Source organism: Streptomyces sp. NPDC059371 (assembly GCF_042751995.1).
GTDB lineage: Bacteria > Actinomycetota > Actinomycetes > Streptomycetales > Streptomycetaceae > Streptomyces.
Genome location: NZ_JBHYXD010000034.1, coordinates 1 through 18,954, shown reverse-complemented (window position 1 = coordinate 18,954; position 18,954 = coordinate 1). Strand labels below are relative to the sequence as shown.

The window sequence follows — 18,954 nt, the reverse complement described above, 5'->3', positions numbered from 1 at the left end:
AGTCCCGGGGGGTACAGGGGGTCCCTGTTCAAAACCCGCCCCCCCCTCTTCTATAATCGGCCTCCTCGGCGGTTGCCGGGCGCCCCGCGCGCTCGACGAGAGGGCGGCCTTCGACGTCTTTCGGGCCTGCCCCGGACCCGCACGTCTCACGGTGTCCCCGCTCCGACCGGCGTGGGTCTCGCCGGCATCGACGGCGGAGACGACGGGACGAGGTCCTGTTCGGCCCAGATCGCCTTGCCCCGGCTGACACCCCGGACGCCCCAGCGGCGGGTGAGCTGTGCGGTGATGAAGAGCCCGCGCCCGTGCTCGTCCGTGTCCAGGGCCCGGCGCAGGTGCGGGGCGGTGCTGCTGTCGTCGGCCACTTCACAGGTGAGGGTGTCGCCGAGGATCAGCCGCAGCCGGATCGGGCCCTTGGCGTACCGGACGGCGTTGGTCACCAGCTCGCTGACGATGAGCGCGGTGTTGTCGACGAGGTCGGAGCCGACGTCCCAGCGGGCCAGTTGGGTGGTCGCGGCCTTGCGTGCCATGGAGACGATCGCGGGGTTGTTGGGGAAGGTCCAGGTGTTGGTCCGGTCGGGGCCGAGGGTGCGGGTGCGGGCCAGGAGCAGGAAGGCGTCGTGGTCGAGCCGGTCGGGAACCAGATCCAGGGCGAGGGAGTCGCACAGCGCCTGGAGGGAGGGGCCGGGTGCGGTCTCGCCGATCCGGCTCGGCAGCGACCGCTCGATGACCGGGGAATCGGCCAGGAGGGCGGTGTTGTAGAGCAGCAGGGTGCTGCCCGCGGGCAGGGCGCGTTCGGTCGACCGGTACTGGGCGATGCCCTGGCCCAGTGGGGGACCGGTGTCGACGTCGAGGGCCTCGACGTCCCCGCCCGGGTGTACCAGGACGGGTGAGGGGTGTCCCGCGCTCGCCGCCGTGCAGAGACGCGTGACCGGGTCGTAGACGACGTAGAGGCAGCTCGCCGGGGCGGTGTCGGGCGGGAAGCCGTGCGTGCCGGGCGGGACCGGCTGGGGGCGGCTGGCGAGGTCGTGCAGGCGTTCCAGGATCTCGTCGGGAGGCAGGTCGAGGTCGGACAGCGCCTCGATCGCGGCCCGCAGTTCGCCCATGGCCGCGGGGTCGGCGGCGTCCGCCTCCGCGGCGGTGTCCCCGGCGACGAGCGCGATCCTGGCGCCGGACAGGGGGATGACGTCGAACCACGCGCCGCCCGTCCCCGCGGGCAGGTAGGTGTGGGCGACGTCGACCGCGGCGGCTCGGGGCGTCGCCGGATGGGTGAGGCGGCCGGTGAGGATGCGGGCCGTGGAGCGTTCGCGCCCGTACTGGCGGGCGTTGTCCAGGCAGAGGGCGGCGTGGGTGGTGAGCTGCTCGGCCAGGGCCAGGTCCTTGTCGTCGAACGGGGTCGGATTGCGCCACCGGTAGAAACAGGCGAGTCCGAGCACGAGGCCCCGGGCCCGGATGGGGACGAGCAGCATCGAGTGCACGCCGGCGGTCAGGATCCGGGCGTCGCGCCGCCGGTCGGGGTCGAGCCAGGAGGCATCCGGGTTCAGCCGGCTGATCAGCCTGGGCGCCAGGGTGTCCAGGGCGGCTCGGTAGGGCGTGGCGGGCGGATAGGTGGTGATCTCACCCATTTTGGGCACGCCCTGGTACTCGGGACCGGCCGCGGAGCGGAAGCCCGCACGCCGCAGGGCCGCCCCCTGGTCGCGGGACTCCGGAGTCGGCGCGTGGCCGCGTACGACGGTGTCGTAGACGTCGACGGTCACGGTGTCGGCCAGACGGGGGACGGCGAGGTCGCTGAACTCCGCGGCGGTGCGGAACACGTCCAGAGTGGTGCCGATCCGGGTGGCCGCTTCGGTCAGCAGACGCAGACCCGCCTCGGCCCGTACGCGGGCGGTGACGTCGGTCAGCGCGGCGGCCACCCCGAGCACGGTTCCGTCGGCGCGCTGGAGCCGGAGCACGGTGGCCGAGGCGACCGCCTCGACGGCGGGCTCGCCTCCGGTGCGGAGCCGGACCTGCAGGTCGAACACGGGACCGCCGGACTCCAGCACCTGCCGGGCGGTCTGCTCGATGACGCCGCGGTCGGGGATGTCGAAGGCCTGGAGTATCTCGGACAGGGAGTGCCCGACCATGTGGTCGATCGGGAAATCGCGCATCATGCGCGCGGCGGTGTTCACCCGTACGAGTCGCAGGTGCCGGTCGTAGATGTGCAGGCCGGCCGGAGAGCGGGAGAACAGGGCGTCCAGGAGCGCGTCACCCAGCTCGTCACCCGCCGAGTCGGCTGTCGAACCGTATCCATCTGCCACGACGGAACACCTCGATGAGTCGGCAACGATCCGTCGGACCGATCCAACCCCCGTCGGCGATCTCCTGCCACCGGAGCAGGGCCGCCTCCACCGGAGCGAGGCCGCCGATGGCCGAGAAAAACGCTTGGACCGTGTGGCCGCCGCCAAGGGACCATGTAACTTCTTGCCTTCCTATGTCCGGACATCGACGCCTTGGGGAGCCGAGGCGATGCGAACCCCGGACGACACGGCGGGCAGCCGTACGACGACACAGGGTTGTGATGGCATCTCCTGAATCGCGCAAGGCCTTACCGGGCAAGGGCTCGGTCCTCCTCGCACTTCGCTACTACGGAAGGGAGCTGCGCAGGCTCCGCCGGCTGACCGTGCCGGGCATGCTGCTGCCCGCGCTGGGCAACATCGGCATCAGCTACGTCGCGCCGCTCATCGTCGCGAAGCTCGTCGGCCGTATCGCGGCCAACGGCAGCGGTGTCTCCGCCGGTGACGCCCTGCCGTACGTCCTCGCCTTCGGCGGCGTCCTGCTCCTCGCGGAGGCGTTCTGGCGCCTCGGCCTGCACTGCCTCAACCGCCTGGACGCCCTCGGCATCGAGCGGCTGTACGTGATCGGCATGGACGAGCTGTTCGCCAAGGACGCCGCGTTCTTCCACGACAACTTCGCCGGCTCGCTGACCAAACGGGTGCTGAGCTTCGCCTCCCGCTACGAGGAGTTCGTCGACACGATGACGTTCCAGGTCGTGGGCAGCCTCGTGCCGCTGGTCTTCGGGTCGGTGGTGCTGTGGCGCTACGAACCGCTGCTCGTCGTCGGACTCCTGGCGATGATCGCCGTGACCGCGGTCTGCGTGGTGCCGCTCATCCGCCGCCGTCAGGCACTCGTCGACGAGCGCGAGGAGGCGATCGCCCGTGTCTCGGGCCATGTCGCCGACAGCCTGATGAACATGGACACCGTGCGGGCCTTCGCCGCCGAGGAGCGCGAGGCGGCGGAGCACCGCTCCCGGGTCGCGGTGTCGCGGCGGCTCACCCTTCAGTCGTGGGACTACGGCAATCTGCGCATCGACACGTTCGTCGCGCCGATGTCCGTCCTGACCAACGCGCTCGGCCTGCTGCTCGCGATCACGCTCGGCGGGGGCGCGCACGGCGTGGAGGCGGTGGTGGTCGCCTTCACGTACTACGCCAACGCGACCCGGATCATGTTCGAGTTCAACCAGATCTACCGGCGCCTGGAAAGCTCGATGACGGAGGCCGCCCAGTTCACCGAGCTGCTGCTGTCACCGCCGACCGTGCTCGACCCGGTCGCTCCCGAGCCGCTGCGGGCCGATGGCGCCGATGTCCGCTTCGAGCAGGTGACCTTCACCCACGGCGGGGCCGAGCCGCTCTTCACCGGGCTCGAACTGGCCGTACCGAGCGGAGCGAAGATCGGTCTGGTCGGCCGGTCGGGCGGCGGCAAGACCACGCTCACCCGGCTGCTGCTGCGGATGACCGACATCGAGGGCGGCCGCATCCTGATCGGAGGCCAGGACATCAGCAAGCTGCGGCAGGCCGATCTGCGCGGCCTGATCGCGTACGTACCGCAGGACCCGGCGATGTTCCACCGCTCCCTGCGGGACAACATCGCCTTCGCCCGGCCGGACGCCACCGAGGAGGAGATCCGCCGCGCGGCCGAGGCGGCACACGTCACGGAGTTCGCCGACGCGCTGCCCGACGGTTTCGCGACCATGGTCGGAGAGCGTGGCGTCAAGCTCTCCGGCGGCCAGCGCCAGCGGGTCGCCCTCGCCCGCGCGATCCTGCGCGATGCGCCGATCCTGCTGCTCGACGAGGCGACCAGCGCCCTGGACTCCGAGAGCGAGATCCTCGTCCAGTCGGCGCTGTGGCGGCTCATGGAGAGGCGTACGGCGCTCGTGGTGGCACACCGGCTGAGCACGGTCGCCACCATGGACCGGCTCGTCGTCCTCGACCGCGGAAAGATCGTCGAACAGGGCACGCATCAGGAACTGCTCGCCTCGGAGGGCGCCTACGCGAAGCTGTGGCGCCACCAGTCGGGCGGCTTCATCGACGACAGTCCCGACACGGCTGACCGGTGCTGAAACGGAGCGGCACCGGGACGACGGGGATCAGGCGGGTTCGTCGTCCTGGTGCAGCGGCACCGTCCACTCCAGGACGGTGCCGCTCGGCTCGTTGGCCGTCAGGGCGCAGGTGCCGCCGAGGTGTTCGGCGCGGGTGGCGATGTTGCCGAGACCGCTGCGGCGGGTGACGTCGGGGCCGATGCCGCGGCCGTTGTCCGCCACGCGCAGCCGCAGCGCGGTGGAGGTGGCCTCGGCGGTGACCTCCACGGCGGTGGCGTCGGCGTGCCGGGCGGCGTTGGACAGGGCCTCGCGCAGGACCGCGACCACGTGTTCCCGCTGCTCGTCGGACACGTCGGTGTCCAGCAGGCCGCTCATGCGCAGGGAGGGGGTGAAGCCCAGCGTCTCGGCCGCGCGGCCGACCTCGGTGACGAGCCGGGTACGCAGACCGGCGGTGGCGTCGGACCGGTCGCTCTCCCGCAGGGCGTAGATCGTGGAACGTACGACCTTGATCGTGTCGTCGAGATCGTCCACCACCCGCTGGACGCGTTCGGCCACGTCGGGCCGGTCGGCGAGGCGGTTGAGCACCGACTGCAGGCTGAGCCCGCCGGCGAAGAGCCGCTGGATGGCCAGGTCGTGCAGGTCGCGCGCGATGCGGTCCCGGTCGTTGAGGACGAGGAGCTGTTCGGCGTCACGGCGGTGCTCGGCGATCTCCAGGGCCAGCGCGGCGTGGCCGGCGAACCCCTCGATCATGTCGATCGTGGCGTCGGGGAACGCGGTGCCGCCCTGGCGGTTCGCGACCTGGAGAACGCCCCGCACCCGCTCCTGGGTGCCGAGCGGGATCACGAACGCCGGGCCGAGGTCGAGGACCGACGCGCTGCCCGTCCCGGTGCGCGGGTCCTGGCTGAGCGAGGTGCTGACGATGCGCTCGCCGGAGGCGTACACCTTGGCCGCGAGGCTCGTCCCGTCGGGCAGGGTCAGCCCCCGCACCTGGTCGGCGTCGCGTCCCTCGGCGGACTCGATGACGAGGTCCGTGGTCCCGGTCAGCGGCAGCGCCAGGGTGACCAGATCCGCGTCGGACATCTCCCGGACGGTCGCCGTGAACGCGTGCAGGACGTCGACCGGGTCGGCGCCGGACAGCAGGGTGCGGGTCAGCTCGCTGCTCGCGGCCAGCCAGCGCTCGCGGCGCCGGGCGTCGTCGTACAGCCTGGCGTTGTCGATGGCCACACCGGCCGCCGCGCCGAGCGTGCGCAGGACGGCCTCGTCCTCGGCGTCGAAGGCGGCCCCGCCGTGCTTCTCCGTGAGGTACAGGTTGCCGAAGATCTTGTCGCGGACCTGCACGGGGGTGCCGAGGAACGTGGTCATCGGAGGGTGGCCGGGCGGGAAGCCGACGGAGTCCGGGTGGTCGCTCAGCACGGGGAGCCGCAGTGCGTGCGGCTCCCGGATGAGCAGGCCGAGGATGCCTTCCCCCCGGGGGTAGTGACCGATGCGGGCGATGGTCTCCTCGTCGATGCCCACGGTGATGAACTGCTTGATGCCGCCCTCGTCACCGAGGACGCCGAGCGCGCCGTAGCGGCAGTCGACGAGCTGCACTGCGGATTCCACGATCTGGCGCAGGACCACGTCGAGGTCCAGATCGCTGCCGATCGCGAGGACCGCCTCAAGAAGGGTGTGCACCCGGTTCTGGGTGCCGCGCACACGCTCCACCTGCTCCTGGAGGTCCTCCAGCAGGGCGTCCAGCCGGAACTGCGGGGCCGATGGCCCCTCCGGAAGGTGTGCGCTCTGGTCCATTCGAGATCCCCTCACTTACCACCCGTCGAAGCCATGATGCCCGACCGCCCGTGCCCGCGGTCGGGCACCTGTGCGGATCGTGGCGACGGTTTCAGGGGCGGAAGGGAGGAACGCACGCGAATGGTTCAGGAGGGGGGCGGGGAGGCCCGCCGCGGTGCGGAGGAGACCGGATCGCGAGGGTCCGGAAGGGGTCCGGAGGGGGTCGGGAAGGGGTCGGCGGGGGTTCGGAAGAGGTGCGGAAGGACAGGGACGGACAAGAACGGACAGGGGACGCGCTACCTCGCGGCGCCTGACATCAGGGTCCGCGGTACCTCGCAGCGCCTGACGTCAGGGGTCCGCGGTACTTCGCGGCGCGTGACGTCAGGGTCTCGGCACCGTCTCGCCGGGGCGGGTGTCGTCGACACGGAAGGCCAGGCTGTTCATGACGCCGACGACACCGTCGACCCGCCACGTCAGCCGGATGGCCTCCGGGATCTCGCTGCGGTGTTCGAGCCGCCCCTCCAGCGTCACCACTCCGTCGCCGACCGCGACGCGCACGGCGGTCGGCGTCAGGGACAGCGCGCGCCCCAGGACGTCGTCGGCGACCTCCCTGCGGATCTCCTCGTCCGTCCGCAGGAAGACCCGCAGCAGGTCGCGGCGGGTGGTGATCCCGATCAGCCGGTCCTCCTCGTCCACCACCGGAAGCCGCTCGACACGATGGCGCTCCATGACCCGGGCGGCATCGGCCACACGCTGCTCCGGATGCACGGTGATCGCGGGCGTCGACATGAGCTGTTCCACGGTCGTGGCGCGGACACCCCCGCCCCCCGCGGAGGTCGCGCGGCGCGCGGCCCGCCCGGGTCGGTGCGGCCACGGCAGCGCGCCGCGCAGCGACGTGGGAAGCCGGCGCCGGACCCGTCCGCCGCCGGACCGGACCGCCTGCAGGCGCAGCAGATCGGTCTCCGAGATCACGCCCACGACCTTGTCGTCGTCGTCCACGACCGGCAGCCCGCTTATCCCGTACCGGTCCAGCAGCCGGGCCACGTCCTTGAAGGACATCCGCGGATGCGCCTCGACGACCTCGCTGGTCATCACCTGCCCGACGATGAGGGTCATCTCGGCATCTCGCTTCCTGCTCGGACGGCTTCCCAGCGTGCCGTCCGGGCGCCCGCGAGGGCAGGGGCCGACGGTCCTCGGCCGGGGGCCGGACCGCCTCTCGCCGACAGGCCCAAGGTCCCGGGCCCGGCACACCCGGTGCCTCGATCGCCGGCGCTTCGAGCCCTGCCGCTTCGAGCCCTGCCGCTTCGAGTCCCGGCGCTTCGAGTCCCGGCGCTTCGAGTCCCAGCGTTTCGAGTCGCGGCGCTTCGAGTCCTAGCGCTTCAGACCGACCCCGCCGTACAGGGACACCGGCTCGTCGCCGATCGGGGTCTCGCCCTCCGCGAGCTCGGGACGCCAGTCCTTCACCGAGACGACACCGGGCTCGACCAGGTCCAGCCCTTCGAAGAAGCGGCTCACCTCGGCGTGCGAGCGGCCCACCAGGGTGACACCGCCGCGCGCGTACGCCTCGATGCCGCTTCGGACCTCATCGGGCTCGAAGTCCGCGGTCATCGCGGACAGCGACAGGAAGCTGCCCGGCGCCAGCGCGTCGACCAGGGTCCCGACCAGTTCGTACGCGCCGCTGTCGTCGGCGATGAAGTGCATCAGCGCGATCAGCGACAGGGCCATGGGACGGTCGAGGTCGAGCACGCGCGCGGCCTCGTCGAGGATCTTCCGCGGCTCGCGCACGTCCGCGTGGATGTACTCCGTGACGCCCTCGTCGGTGCCGCGCAGCAGTGCCTCGGCGTGGGCGAGGACGATGGGGTCGTTGTCCACGTAGACCACCCGTGCGTCCGGAGCGGTGCTCTGCGCGATCTGGTGGAGGTTGGGCTCGGTGGGGATGCCGGTGCCGATGTCCAGGAACTGGCGGATTCCCGCCGTACGGACGAGGTGCCGGGTGGCCCGCTGCATGAACCAGCGGTTGCTGCGCGCGGCCCGTTTGGCTCCGGGATCACGCGCCGTGATCTGCTGCCCGAGCCGTTCGTCGACCGGGTAGTTGTCCTTGCCGCCCAGATACCAGTCGTACACCCGTGCCGGATGCGGCCTGGTGGTGTCGATCCCGCCCGCGCTGAACTCCGTCCCCGTCATACGACAACTCCCCGTTCCGTCGGCCCTGTTGCCCCGACGGCCTGGGTTCGACGGGGGCGCGCGAGCAGTCTGCCATTCGCACGGGGGGGAGGAGCGGGCGGCCGTCGATCCTCGGCCACCGCCCGGCCGCCCTGGCCGCGGGACGATCCCGCACGGGGTCGGGTGTTCGGGGCGCAGGGGCGTATACCGGCCAAGGGGGGGGGATCTTCCCAAGGGTCCGACGCGGGGCTATAGTCCGAAACTAGCAGTGCTAATTAAGGTGTGTGTCGTCCATGTCCGGTGCCCGTTCGCCGGTGTCCCCCAGGAGTCCTGTCGTGCGTCCCGTCCACTTCGCGGCCGCCCGCCGCACGCCCATCGGCAAGCTGCGCGGTGCCCTGTCCTCCGTGCGGCCCGACGATCTCGCCGCGGGCGTCATCCGCGCCCTGGTCGCCGAGGTGCCCACCCTGGATCCGGCCCGCGTCGACGACGTCTACTGGGGCGCCGCCAACCAGGCCGGCGAGGACAACCGCAATGTCGCCCGCATGGCCGCGCTCCTCGCCGGACTGCCGGACAGCGTGCCCGGCGCCACCGTCAACCGGCTCTGCGCCTCCGGGCTCGAAGCCATCACGACTGGCGCCCGCGCCATCGCCTCGGGCGAGGCCGACATCGTGCTCGCCGGAGGCTCCGAGTCCATGAGCCGGGCCCCCTTCGTGCTGCCCCGCCCGGACGAGGCGCTGCCGCACCGCATCGAGACCGTCGACACCCGGCTCGGCTGGCGGCTGGTCAACCCGGCGATGAAGGACCTGCACGGCGTGCTGTCGATGGGGGAGACCGCGGAGGAGGTCGCCGTGCGGTACGGCGTCTCGCGCGAGCGGCAGGACGCGTTCGCGCTGCGCAGCCACCAGCGTGCGGCGGACGCACGGAAGAACGGGTACTTCGACGCCGAAGTGCTTCCCGTCGAGCGCCCCGACGGGGTGATCGTCGACAGCGACGAGTGCGTGCGCGAGGACACCTCGCTCGACAAACTGGCCCGCCTCAAGCCGGTGTTCCGCGCCGGCGGCACGGTCACCGCGGGCAACGCCTCGCCGATGAACGACGGCGCCGCCGGGGTGCTGCTCGTCAGCGAGGAGGCGCTGAACGATCTGGGGCTGGAGTCGCTCGGACGCTATGTCGCCGGCGCCTCGGCCGGCGTCGATCCCGACGTCATGGGCATCGGCCCGGTGCCCGCGACCCGGAAGGCGCTCGGACGTGTCGGCTGGACCGTCGCCGACATCCAGGAGGCCGAGTTCAACGAGGCGTTCGCCGCCCAGGCCCTCGCCTGCGTGGACCGCCTCGGCATCGACCCCGACCTCGTCAACCCGACCGGCGGTGCCATCGCGCTCGGCCACCCGCTCGGCGCGTCGGGCGCCCGCATCCTCACCACCCTGCTGCACCGGATGCGCCGCACCGGCGCCGAGCGCGGCCTGGCCACGATGTGCGTCGGGGTGGGCCAGGGCAGCGCGGTCCTGGTGGAGCGCCACTGACACAGAGGCCGGCGAAGGCATCCCTTCCGCCGTTTAAGGAACCCCCGGCGCACCGGCCGACCCTGGTGTGCCGGGAGAGCCGGGTGTGCTGGGCGACTCGGTGTGCTGGGCGACGCTGGCGTGCCGGTTGACTCCGGCATGCCGGGAGAGCCTGGTGTGCGGGCCGACTCGGTGTGCTGGGCGACGCTGGCGTGCCGGTTGACTCCGGCATGCCGGGAGAGCCTGGTGTGCGGGCCGACTCCGGTGCACTGGCCGACCCGGGTGTGCTGGCCGACTCCGGCGCACCGGCCGACCCGGGTGTGCTGGCCGACCCCGGCGTGCCGGGAGGGCCGGGTGTGCTGGCCGACCCCGGCGTGCCGGGAGGGCCGGGTGTGCTGGCCGACCCCGGCGTGCCGGGAGGGCCGGGTGTGCTGGGTGGCCCGGCGCACCGGGCGGCCCTGGTGCGTCCGTTGACTCCGGCGCACCGGCCGACCTCGGTGCGCCGTTGACCTCGAAAACCCCCGGAGGGACCCTCGTCGCCCGGGCGGGAAGCGTGGGCATAGCATCGACCCCCGCATGAACACGATGACGCTCTGGCACATATCCCCGGGGGAGTTCGCCGCTCTCGCAGCCGCGGCTCTGCTCGTAGGCTTCTCCAAGACCGCTGTCAGCGGCGCCAACACGGTCAGTCTGGCCGTCTTCGCCGCCGTCCTGCCGGCTCGCGCCTCGACCGGTGTCCTGCTGCCCCTCCTGATCGTCGGCGATGTGCTCGCCGTCGCCACCTACCGGCGCCACGCCCACTGGCCCACGCTGTGGCGGCTGTTCCCGGCGGTCGCCGCCGGCGTCGTCCTCGGCACGCTGTTCCTGGTGTGGGCCGACGACGGGGTCGTACGGGCCTCGATCGGCGCGACCCTGCTGCTGATGACCGGGATCACGCTGTGGCGCCGCCGGGCCGCCGCCCAGGACGAGGAACCCGACGCGGTCGTGACCCGGGCCGGCCGGGCCAAAGCACGGTCCTACGGTGTCCTCGGCGGCTTCACCACCATGGTCGCGAACGCGGGCGGCCCGGTCATGTCGATGTATCTCCTCTCGGCGGGCTTCCGCAAGCTCGGCTTCCTCGGCACCTCCGCCTTCTTCTTCCTGATCGTCAACGTCTCCAAGTTGCCCTTCAGCGCAGGCCTCGGCCTGATCGACGGCCGTTCGCTGCTGCTGGACGCGGCCCTGGCCGTGTTCGTCGTGCCGGGGGCATTCCTCGGGAAGTGGGCGGTGAAGCGCATCAACCAGCTTCTGTTCGAACGTCTGGTGATCGTGGCGACGGTGGTGGGCGGCGTGCAACTCCTGCTCCCCTGACCCGGTGCGGTCGAGCCCAGTGCGGTCAGCCCGATGCGGCCGAGGACAGTTCCGGGGTCCGGCCCGGCAGGCCCTGCGTCAGGTCCTCGACCAGCAGACGCTTGGCGATGGTGTCGACGGCGGCGCGCAGTTCCGCGCCGGACGGACGGCCGATGTCCTGTTCCACGCGCCCGGCGAGCCATCGGCCCCAGGCCTCGCTGATCACCCGCGCCTCGCGCTCGCCCGCCGCGGTGTGCGAGAACAGCGTGCCGTGCCGGGTCAGATAGCCCTCGTCGACCATGCGCTGGAAGACCGGGACGAGCACCTCGGGAGGCAGATGGCGCCGGGCGGCGATCAGCGCGAGGTTGGCGTGGCCGACCATGCGGGTGAACAGTTCCACCTGCATTACGGCCCAGGCGCCCGCCACGTCCAGCCGGGTGTCGGACTCGGAGACGATCCGGCGCGCGGTGTCCATCTCCGTGGTGCCGATGATCTTCGCGACGGAGAACTCCAGCAGTCGCTGGGAGTCCGCGGTGGACGGTGACGCGAATCCCTCGCCCATGTCCGTCGACCCCAGGCGAGCGCTGTCGCGCAGCTCCACCTGTTTGAGGAAGAGCGCCACGACGAAGCCGAGGAGCGCGACCGGGACCGTCCACAGGAACACCGTGTGGAGGGTGTCGGCGTACGCGTCGACGATGGGCGCGGCCGCCCGCGGCGGCAGCTTGTGCAGCCCCTCAGGGCTCTGCGCCGCTTTGGCGATGACGACCGGCCCGGCCGCGCCCGTCTCGGCGGCCGCCCTGACCCCGTCGGCCAGGTTGGGCTTGAGCGCGTTGGTGTAGATCGTGCCGAAGACGGCCGTGCCGAACGAACTGCCCAGCGTACGGAAGAAGGTGACCCCGGACGTCGCGGTGCCGAGGTCGGTGTACTCGACGGTGTTCTGCACGGCGATCGTCAGCACCTGCATGCACAGCCCGATCCCGGTGCCGAGCACGAACATGTACAGGGATTCCAGCCACGCCCCGGTGCCCGGCCCCATGCGCGACATCAGGTAGAGCCCGACCGCCATCACGAGGGAGCCGACGATGGGGAAGAGGCGGTACTGCCCGGTCTTGCTCACCACGTTGCCGCTGAAGACGGACGCGATGAGCAGCCCGAGGACCATCGGCAGCGTGCGCACCCCCGAGATCGTGGCCGACTCCCCGTCGACGTACTGCAGATACGTCGGGAGGTAGGTCAGCGCGCCGAGCATCGCGAAGCCCACGATGAAGCTGAGGATCGAGCAGACCGTGAAGACCGGATTGCCGAACAGCCGCATCGGCAGCATCGGTTCGGCCGCGCGGGTCTCCACCCGGCAGAACAGCGCGAGCGCGATCAGACCGCCGGCGAACAGGCCGATGATGGTGGGCGAGCTCCAGGCGTACTCGTTGCCGCCCCAACTCGTCGCCAGGATCAGCGCGCTGGACCCGACCGCGACCAGCGCGATGCCCAGGTAGTCGATGACCGGCCGGGTCACCGACTTGACCACGGGGATGGTGCGGGCCGCCGCGATCACCACGACGATCGCGAGGGGCACGTTGATGTAGAACGCCCACCGCCACGACAGATGGTCCGTGAACAGGCCGCCGAGCAGCGGCCCGATGACCGTGGCCACACCGAAGACGGCACCGATCGCGCCCTGGTACTTGCCCCGTTCGCGCAGCGGGATGACGTCCGCGATCAGCGCCATGGAGGTCACCATCAGACCGCCCGCGCCGACACCCTGCACCGCCCGCCAGGCGATCAGCAGCGTCATGTTGGTGGCGAGCCCGCACAGGAAGGAACCCGTGATGAAGATGACCGCCGACGCCTGGAAGACCAGCTTGCGGCCGAACAGGTCGCCGAACTTGCCGACGAGCACGGTCGACACGGTCTCGGCCAGCAGATAGGCGGTCACCACCCACGACATGTGCGCGGCCCCGCCGAGATCCGACACGATCGTCGGCAGCGCGGTGCCCACGATCGTCTGGTCGAGCGCGGCGAGCAGCATGCCCAGCACGATCGTCGCGAAGACGATGTTGCGGCGGCGGTTGTCCAGCACCGGTGGCCCGGGCACTCCCGCCGGGGCCGGCGCGGTGTCCTCCGTGATCGTCACATCGCCACCCTCACACCGGTGGGCTCCCCATGCATGCGGGGCGGCCCGCCCGGTGTACGGGCCGGCCGGACGGTCTACTCCGCCGGATTCCTGCGCAGTAGATAGGTGTCCATGATCCATCCCTTGCGTTCCCGGGCCTCGGCGCGCAGGCGCTCGATACGGGGGGCCGCCTCGGCGATCGGACCCGAGGCGAGGATCTCGTCCGGCGTGCCGATGTAGGCGCCCCAGTAGATGTCGATGTCCTCGTCCGTGTACTGCCGGAACGTCTGATGGGCGTCGAGCATCACGACCACGTCGTCCACGCCCTCGGGAAAGCCTTCCGCGAGGCGCCGCCCGGTGGTGATCTGCACGGGCCGGGCCACCCGGTTCAGCCCCGTGCGGTGCCGGGCGACGAGCGCCGAGACACTGCTGATCCCGGGCACCACGTCGTACGAGAACGCCACCGCGCCCCGGTCCAGGATCTCCTCCAGGATGCCGAGCGTGCTGTCGTACAGAGCGGGATCGCCCCACACCAGGAACGCGCCGGTCTCGTCCTCGCCCAGCTCCTCGGCGATCAGCCGTTCGTAGATGGCCGCGCGGGCGCTGCGCCAGTCCCCGACGGCCGGTGAGTACGCGGAGCCGCCCGCGCTGCGGTCCCGGTCCGGGTCGCGGGCCTCGACCAGGCGGTAGGCCCCCTCGGGTATGTGCGCGTCCAGGATGTCGCGGCGCAGTTGGACGAGGTCCGACTTCACCTCGCCCTTGTCCAGGATGAAGAACACGTCGGTGCTCCTCAGCGCCTTGACCGCCTGTAGCGTGAGCTGATCGGGGTCGCCCGCTCCGATGCCGATGACATGAATCTTTCGCACACCGAGAGTCTGCCGCACGCCACTGACAGTGGACGCACCGGCCGGACCCCGAGCGCCTGCGCCCTGCCCGCGCCCTGGTCGGGCGGCCCGGGGGCGCAGCCACGCCGGTGCCCGCGCCCTGGGCGGGAGGCCCGGGGGCGCAACCACGTCGACGTCCGCGCCCTGGTCAGGTGGCTGGCTCGCGCGGCCCCGGCGATGTCCGCGCTCTCGGGTGGTGGCTCGCTCGCGCGGCCCCACTGACGCCCACACCCTCGCCAGGTGGCCCGGTCCGGGCAGCCCCGGCGATGCCCGCGCACCCGTCAGGCGGCCCGCCCCCGCAGCCGTGGTGATGCCTTCGCCGCGTCGGTCTGTCCGCCGTCGCGCTCCACGGCGGCCGCCAACTCCCGTGCCCAGCGGGCGATCTCCGCGAGGTCCAGGTCGTAGGGCCGCGGTCGTCCGGTCGCCGCCGTCCACTCCTCCACCGCTCCGGCCCCGCGCCGCAGCAGCCGCGCGCCGCCCGTCACGTTCCCCCGGGCCGCGTGGGTGAGCCCCACGGCGAGCTGGGCCAGCCCCCGCCAGAGCCCGCGCTCATCCTCGGGACCGGACTTCCAGGCGTCCTCGAAGACCTCGTGCGCGTGGAACGGCCGGCCCGCGTCCAGCAGCGTCTGCGCCTCGGCGACCGTCTCCCCGGGACGGCGCACGACGCCCTCCGGCGCTCGCTCCACCCCCGCCGTGCCGTACGGCAGCGGGCGCCCCAGTCCGTCCCGGGGCCGGGCGTTGCGGGCCCGCCCCTCGGCGTCCCGATCGCGTCCGCCGTCCCGCCGTGTCTCCGATGTCCCGGTCATACGCCGATTGTCGCGCGCCCCCGTCCCCCTGCGTAGCAGCCCCCGGCGTGGGGTAAAGTTCTGTTCGCACGATCACGCGGGTCACCGCGGGTGAAGGCACCGGGACGTGGCGCAGCTTGGTAGCGCACTTGACTGGGGGTCAAGGGGTCGCAGGTTCAAATCCTGTCGTCCCGACTTGCTTGAACGCAGGTCGCAGGCCGTTTCCGCCGAGGCGGGAGCGGCCTTTTCCGTTGTCCGGGGCCGGGCGGGCGCCATGATGACGCGATGGACCCCCGATTCCTCGGCATCGCCGAGCTCACCGAAACCCCGTCCGTGGCGGTCGTGGTCGACGTCATGCGTGCCTTCACGGTGGCCGCCTGGGCCTTCGGCCGGGGCGCGGAGAAGATCGTTCTCGCGGAGTCCCTGAACGAGGCTCTGGCGCTCAAGGCCCGCCACCCGGACTGGGTGGCCCTCAAGGACGGTCCGCCCTCCCCGGGGTTCGACCTCGTCAATTCGCCGGGCCTGCTGCGGCCCGCCGACCTCGGCGGCCGGACCGTCGTGCAGAAGACCACGGCGGGGACGGTCGGCGCCCTCGCGGTCAAGGACGCGTCGCTCGTCCTGTGCGCGGGCTTCGTGGTGGCCGAGGCGACGGCCCGGCTCCTGCGGGACCGCGGGTGCGCCGGCGTCACCTTCGTGGTCACCGGCGAGGAGGGCCGCGCCGAGGAGGATCTGGCGTGCGCCCAGTACATCGCCGGGCGGGCCGCCGGGGCCGGGACGGACGCGGCCGGGTTCCTCCGCCGGGCCGGCGCGTCCCGTGCCGCCGCCGAGCTGGCGACCGGGGTGCGGCAGGGCGTCCATCCCGACGACGTCGCACTCTGCCTGGAGATCGACCGCTTCCCCTTCGCCATGGTGGCGGCCCTGGAGGGCCCGCTCATGGTCCTGCGCCCGCGTGCCACCGGCGCGGGCCCCGTCGAGACCGCCGGCCCCCCGCGTCAGGCGATACGTCCGACGTAGGCCAGTGCCTGGCGCAGCAGAACGCCGTGACCGCCCGGCATGTCGTCCGTGACCACGGGGGAGGCGGCCTCCTCCGGGCTGAACCAGACCAGGTCCAGGGCATCCTGCCGAGGGCGGCAGTCGCCGGTGACCGGGACGATGTACGCCAGGGACACGGCGTGCTGGCGCGGGTCGTGGAACGGCGTGACCCCCAGCGTCGGGAAGTACTCCGCGACGGTGAAGGGCTGCAGGGAGGCCGGGATCCGGGGGAGGGCCACCGGGCCGAGGTCCTTCTCCAGGTGGCGCAGCAGGGCGTCCCGGACCCGCTCGTGGTGCAGCACCCGGCCGGAGACGAGGGAGCGGGTGACCGTTCCGTCCGGACCGATGCCGAGCAGGAGCCCGATGTGGGTGACTTCGCCGTTGTCGTCGACGCGCACCGGTACGGCTTCGACGTACAGGATCGGCAGGCGGGCGCGGGCCGATTCCAGTTCGTCACGGGACAGCCAGCCGGGCGTGGTTTCGGTCAAGTCAGACATTGCTTGATCATACTTTCCGTGCGTCCGGTGCGGGCGTGATGTTCCAGGTCAACGATGCCCCACGGAAAGGGTCATTGTGTGTTCTTCGGCGTCGGTGACGATGTTTCGGGCCACCGGCCGGTCTCGTAGCCTGGGCACGCTCGGCAGGACGACCGGCTGGACCTCGGGAGCGGCATGGCCAGAGAATTCACCACGGAGATCACCGACGCTGTCGTCGACAGCTTCGCGGGCACGGCCGATCCGAGGCTGCGTGAGCTGCTCGGCGCGCTCACCCGCCATCTGCACGCCTTCGTCCGCGAGACCCGGCCGACGACCGCGGAGTGGGAGCGCGCCTTGGCCTTCCTGACGGCGACCGGGCAGATGTGCACGGACACCCGGCAGGAGTTCATCCTCCTGTCGGACGTCCTCGGCGTCTCCATGCTGGTGGACTCCCTGAACGGCCACGACGGCCAGGGTGCGACGGAGTCGACCGTCCTCGGGCCGTTCCATCTGACGCGGTCGCCCGTTCGGGTCCTCGGCGCGACCATCGACCTGGTGGGCACCGGCGAGCCGTGCGTCGTCAGCGGCCGGGTGCTCTCGCGCGACGGCGGTCCGCTGCCGGGTGCCGTCCTCGACGTGTGGCAGGCGGACGAACGGGGGTTCTACGACGTCCAGCAGCCGGACGTCCAGCCGCCCGGCAACGGCCGCGGGCTCTTCACCGCCGACGCCGAGGGCCGCTTCTGGTTCCGCACCTGTGTACCGAGCCCCTACCCGATCCCCACCGACGGTCCGGTCGGCGCCCTGCTCGGGGCCACAGGCCGCCACCCCTGGCGCCCCGCCCACATCCACTTCATCGCCTCGGCCGAGGGCCACGCCCCCGTCACCACGCACATCTTCGTGGCGGACAGCCCCTATCTGGACTCCGACGCCGTCTTCGCCGTGAAGCGGAGTCTCGTACAGGACTTCGCCGAGACCGACGATCCCTCGCGGGCACGGGAGTTCGGTGTCGCGAACCCCTTCCGACACGCCCGCTTCGACCTCGTACTGGAGCCGGAATGACCACGCCGCCGAGCGCCCCGCTCGACTTCACCTACGAGACCCGGCCCGCCCGGGTCGTCTTCCGGCCCGGCGCCTCCGTGACCGCGACACCGGGGGAGGCCGCGCGGCTCGGGCTGCACCGGATCCTCGTGGTGTGCGGCGACCGGGGCGTGGACGCCGCGCGCGCGGTGGCGGACGCGCTCGGCGACAGTTGCGCGGGAGTCCACTCCGGTGCCCGGATGCATGTCCCCGTGGAGGTCGCCGACCGGGCCGTCGAGGTGGCACGGGACATGGCCGCCGACGGGTGTGTCGCCGTCGGCGGCGGATCCGCGATCGGCCTCGGCAAGGCGATCGCGCTGCGCACCGGCCTGCCGCTGATCGCCGTGCCGTCCACCTACTCGGGCTCCGAGATGACGTCCGTGTGGGGCTTGACCCAACAGGGTGTCAAACGCACCGGACGCGACTCCTCCGTACAGCCGCGCTGCGTCGTCTACGACCCCGACCTCACCCTCGGCCTCCCGGTCCCGCTCTCGGTGACCAGCGGTGTCAACGCCCTCGCGCACGCGGCCGAGGCGCTGTACGCCCCCGACGCCTCCCCGCTCGTCTCCCTGATGGCGGAGGAGGGCGTACGGGCGATGGCCGGCGCCCTTCCTGGCGTGGCCGCGGACCCCGCCGATCCACAGGCCCGCGCCCGGGCCCTGTACGGCGCCTGGCTCTGCGGTTCCTGCCTCGGCGCGACGACCATGGGCCTGCACCACAAGCTGTGCCATGTCCTCGGCGGCACCTTCGGACTGCCGCACGCCGAGACCCACACCGTGGTCCTCCCGTACGCCCTCGCGTACAACGCGTCCGCCGCGCCGCAGGCGGTCGCCGTCCTCGCGCGGGCCCTGGGCGCCGACGACGTCCCCCGTGCCCTCCGGGACCTCGCGGGAGGCCTCGGCGCTCCCCGTACTCTGGCCGAACTCGGCTTGAGGGAGGCCGACTTGGCGCGCGCGGCGACGATGGTCGCCGCCGAGTCCTACCCCAACCCCCGTGAGGTCACGGCGAACGGCGTACTCGGGCTGCTGACGGCCGCGTACGAGGGCTGGGAGCCGCGGAGCGAGGTCTTTTAGCCGCGGCAGGGTGTGAGTCCGTCGACGCGGCGGGGACGGGCGGCGGGGACGGGCCGGTCGGTCCCGCCCTCTTCGGCAGCTACTGATGCTGCGTCATGTCCGTTGACGGTCAGGTTGGTTGAGCCGTCCACGACTCTTCGGGTCGTTCCGGGAGGGCGTGGCGTACATCACCTCGGCGGGCGTCGAAACGCGAGGCGGGGCTTCATGGGTTCATGACACCCTCACCTCTGGTTACCCATCGGTAATCCCGAGTCACCCCCCACCCCCCTCAAGGACTGAACTTGCGTATTCGCAAGCGGGCCTCGCGGGCCGCCGTGCCCGCGCTCGCCGCAACCCCCAAAATACACGCCCCCCGCCGCTCCGCGAATACCCCGGAGCAGCCCACCCCGGCCCACCCCGCCCCTC

Annotated in this window: 15 protein-coding genes and 1 tRNA gene; 8 read left to right on the top strand and 8 right to left on the bottom strand. The window is 72.1% G+C overall.

The features are described 5' to 3' along the window. Positions 1 to 146: 146 nt before the first annotated feature. Positions 147 to 2,294, bottom strand: coding sequence for a SpoIIE family protein phosphatase (locus tag ACFXGX_RS20525; RefSeq protein ID WP_384793009.1), 2,148 nt, complete (start codon positions 2,292 to 2,294; stop codon positions 147 to 149). A gap of 260 nt (positions 2,295 to 2,554) precedes the next feature. On the opposite strand from ACFXGX_RS20525, the gene ACFXGX_RS20520 reads away from it, so the two are divergent. Next, positions 2,555 to 4,372 carry an ABC transporter ATP-binding protein gene (locus ACFXGX_RS20520; RefSeq protein ID WP_384793006.1) on the top strand — a complete coding sequence of 606 codons (1,818 nt, stop codon included), beginning with the start codon at positions 2,555 to 2,557 and terminating at the stop codon, positions 4,370 to 4,372. A gap of 27 nt (positions 4,373 to 4,399) precedes the next feature. Here the strand turns inward: ACFXGX_RS20520 and ACFXGX_RS20515 are convergent, their stop codons facing one another. From ACFXGX_RS20515 to ACFXGX_RS20505, 3 genes are all read right to left on the bottom strand, one after another. Continuing rightward, complete coding sequence (locus ACFXGX_RS20515) at positions 4,400 to 6,139, bottom strand: GAF domain-containing protein (RefSeq protein ID WP_384793003.1); 1,740 nt, start codon at positions 6,137 to 6,139, stop codon at positions 4,400 to 4,402. A gap of 360 nt (positions 6,140 to 6,499) precedes the next feature. Continuing rightward, complete coding sequence (locus ACFXGX_RS20510; RefSeq protein WP_384793000.1) at positions 6,500 to 7,234, bottom strand: CBS domain-containing protein; 735 nt, start codon at positions 7,232 to 7,234, stop codon at positions 6,500 to 6,502. 255 nt (positions 7,235 to 7,489) lie between these two features. Further along, positions 7,490 to 8,302: an SAM-dependent methyltransferase gene (locus ACFXGX_RS20505; protein ID WP_384792997.1), complete on the bottom strand. Its 813-nt coding sequence runs from the start codon at positions 8,300 to 8,302 to the stop codon at positions 7,490 to 7,492. Between the two features lie 314 nt (positions 8,303 to 8,616). On the opposite strand from ACFXGX_RS20505, the gene ACFXGX_RS20500 reads away from it, so the two are divergent. From ACFXGX_RS20500 to ACFXGX_RS20490, 3 genes are all read left to right on the top strand, one after another. Beyond that, positions 8,617 to 9,804 (top strand): thiolase family protein, encoded by a 1,188-nt coding sequence (locus tag ACFXGX_RS20500; RefSeq protein WP_384792994.1) that lies wholly within the window; start codon positions 8,617 to 8,619, stop codon positions 9,802 to 9,804. 227 nt (positions 9,805 to 10,031) lie between these two features. After that, positions 10,032 to 10,292: a hypothetical protein gene (locus tag ACFXGX_RS20495; protein ID WP_384792992.1), complete on the top strand. Its 261-nt coding sequence runs from the start codon at positions 10,032 to 10,034 to the stop codon at positions 10,290 to 10,292. A 67-nt stretch (positions 10,293 to 10,359) separates the two neighbouring features. Continuing rightward, positions 10,360 to 11,133 carry a sulfite exporter TauE/SafE family protein gene (locus ACFXGX_RS20490; protein ID WP_384792989.1) on the top strand — a complete coding sequence of 258 codons (774 nt, stop codon included), beginning with the start codon at positions 10,360 to 10,362 and terminating at the stop codon, positions 11,131 to 11,133. 25 nt (positions 11,134 to 11,158) lie between these two features. Here ACFXGX_RS20490 and ACFXGX_RS20485 read toward each other — a convergent pair whose 3' ends face one another. The 3 genes from ACFXGX_RS20485 to ACFXGX_RS20475 all read right to left on the bottom strand — a co-directional run bounded on the left by ACFXGX_RS20485 (position 11,159) and on the right by ACFXGX_RS20475 (position 14,912). Next, positions 11,159 to 13,243, bottom strand: coding sequence for an MDR family MFS transporter (locus ACFXGX_RS20485; protein ID WP_384792986.1), 2,085 nt, complete (start codon positions 13,241 to 13,243; stop codon positions 11,159 to 11,161). 74 nt (positions 13,244 to 13,317) lie between these two features. After that, positions 13,318 to 14,088, bottom strand: coding sequence for a precorrin-6A synthase (deacetylating) (gene cobF / locus ACFXGX_RS20480; RefSeq protein WP_384792983.1), 771 nt, complete (start codon positions 14,086 to 14,088; stop codon positions 13,318 to 13,320). Positions 14,089 to 14,387: 299 nt separating this feature from the next. Beyond that, positions 14,388 to 14,912: a DUF309 domain-containing protein gene (locus ACFXGX_RS20475; RefSeq protein ID WP_384792980.1), complete on the bottom strand. Its 525-nt coding sequence runs from the start codon at positions 14,910 to 14,912 to the stop codon at positions 14,388 to 14,390. 100 nt (positions 14,913 to 15,012) lie between these two features. Here ACFXGX_RS20475 and ACFXGX_RS20470 point away from each other — a divergent pair. Both ACFXGX_RS20470 and ACFXGX_RS20465 read left to right on the top strand, forming a co-directional pair. Then, positions 15,013 to 15,086: transfer RNA gene (locus tag ACFXGX_RS20470), tRNA-Pro, on the top strand. A 90-nt stretch (positions 15,087 to 15,176) separates the two neighbouring features. Further along, positions 15,177 to 15,905: a 2-phosphosulfolactate phosphatase gene (locus tag ACFXGX_RS20465; protein WP_384792977.1), complete on the top strand. Its 729-nt coding sequence runs from the start codon at positions 15,177 to 15,179 to the stop codon at positions 15,903 to 15,905. Here the strand turns inward: ACFXGX_RS20465 and ACFXGX_RS20460 are convergent. Beyond that, complete coding sequence (locus ACFXGX_RS20460) at positions 15,884 to 16,420, bottom strand: NUDIX hydrolase family protein (protein WP_382779035.1); 537 nt, start codon at positions 16,418 to 16,420, stop codon at positions 15,884 to 15,886. The two genes, ACFXGX_RS20465 and ACFXGX_RS20460, sit on opposite strands and share 22 nt — an antisense overlap. A 174-nt stretch (positions 16,421 to 16,594) precedes the next feature. On the opposite strand from ACFXGX_RS20460, the gene ACFXGX_RS20455 reads away from it, so the two are divergent. Beyond that, positions 16,595 to 17,458: an intradiol ring-cleavage dioxygenase gene (locus ACFXGX_RS20455; RefSeq protein WP_384792973.1), complete on the top strand. Its 864-nt coding sequence runs from the start codon at positions 16,595 to 16,597 to the stop codon at positions 17,456 to 17,458. Then, positions 17,455 to 18,549, top strand: a complete 1,095-nt coding sequence (locus ACFXGX_RS20450) for a maleylacetate reductase (protein ID WP_384792970.1) — start codon at positions 17,455 to 17,457, stop codon at positions 18,547 to 18,549. Before ACFXGX_RS20455 ends, ACFXGX_RS20450 begins: the two co-directional genes overlap by 4 nt. Positions 18,550 to 18,954: the final 405 nt, after the last annotated feature.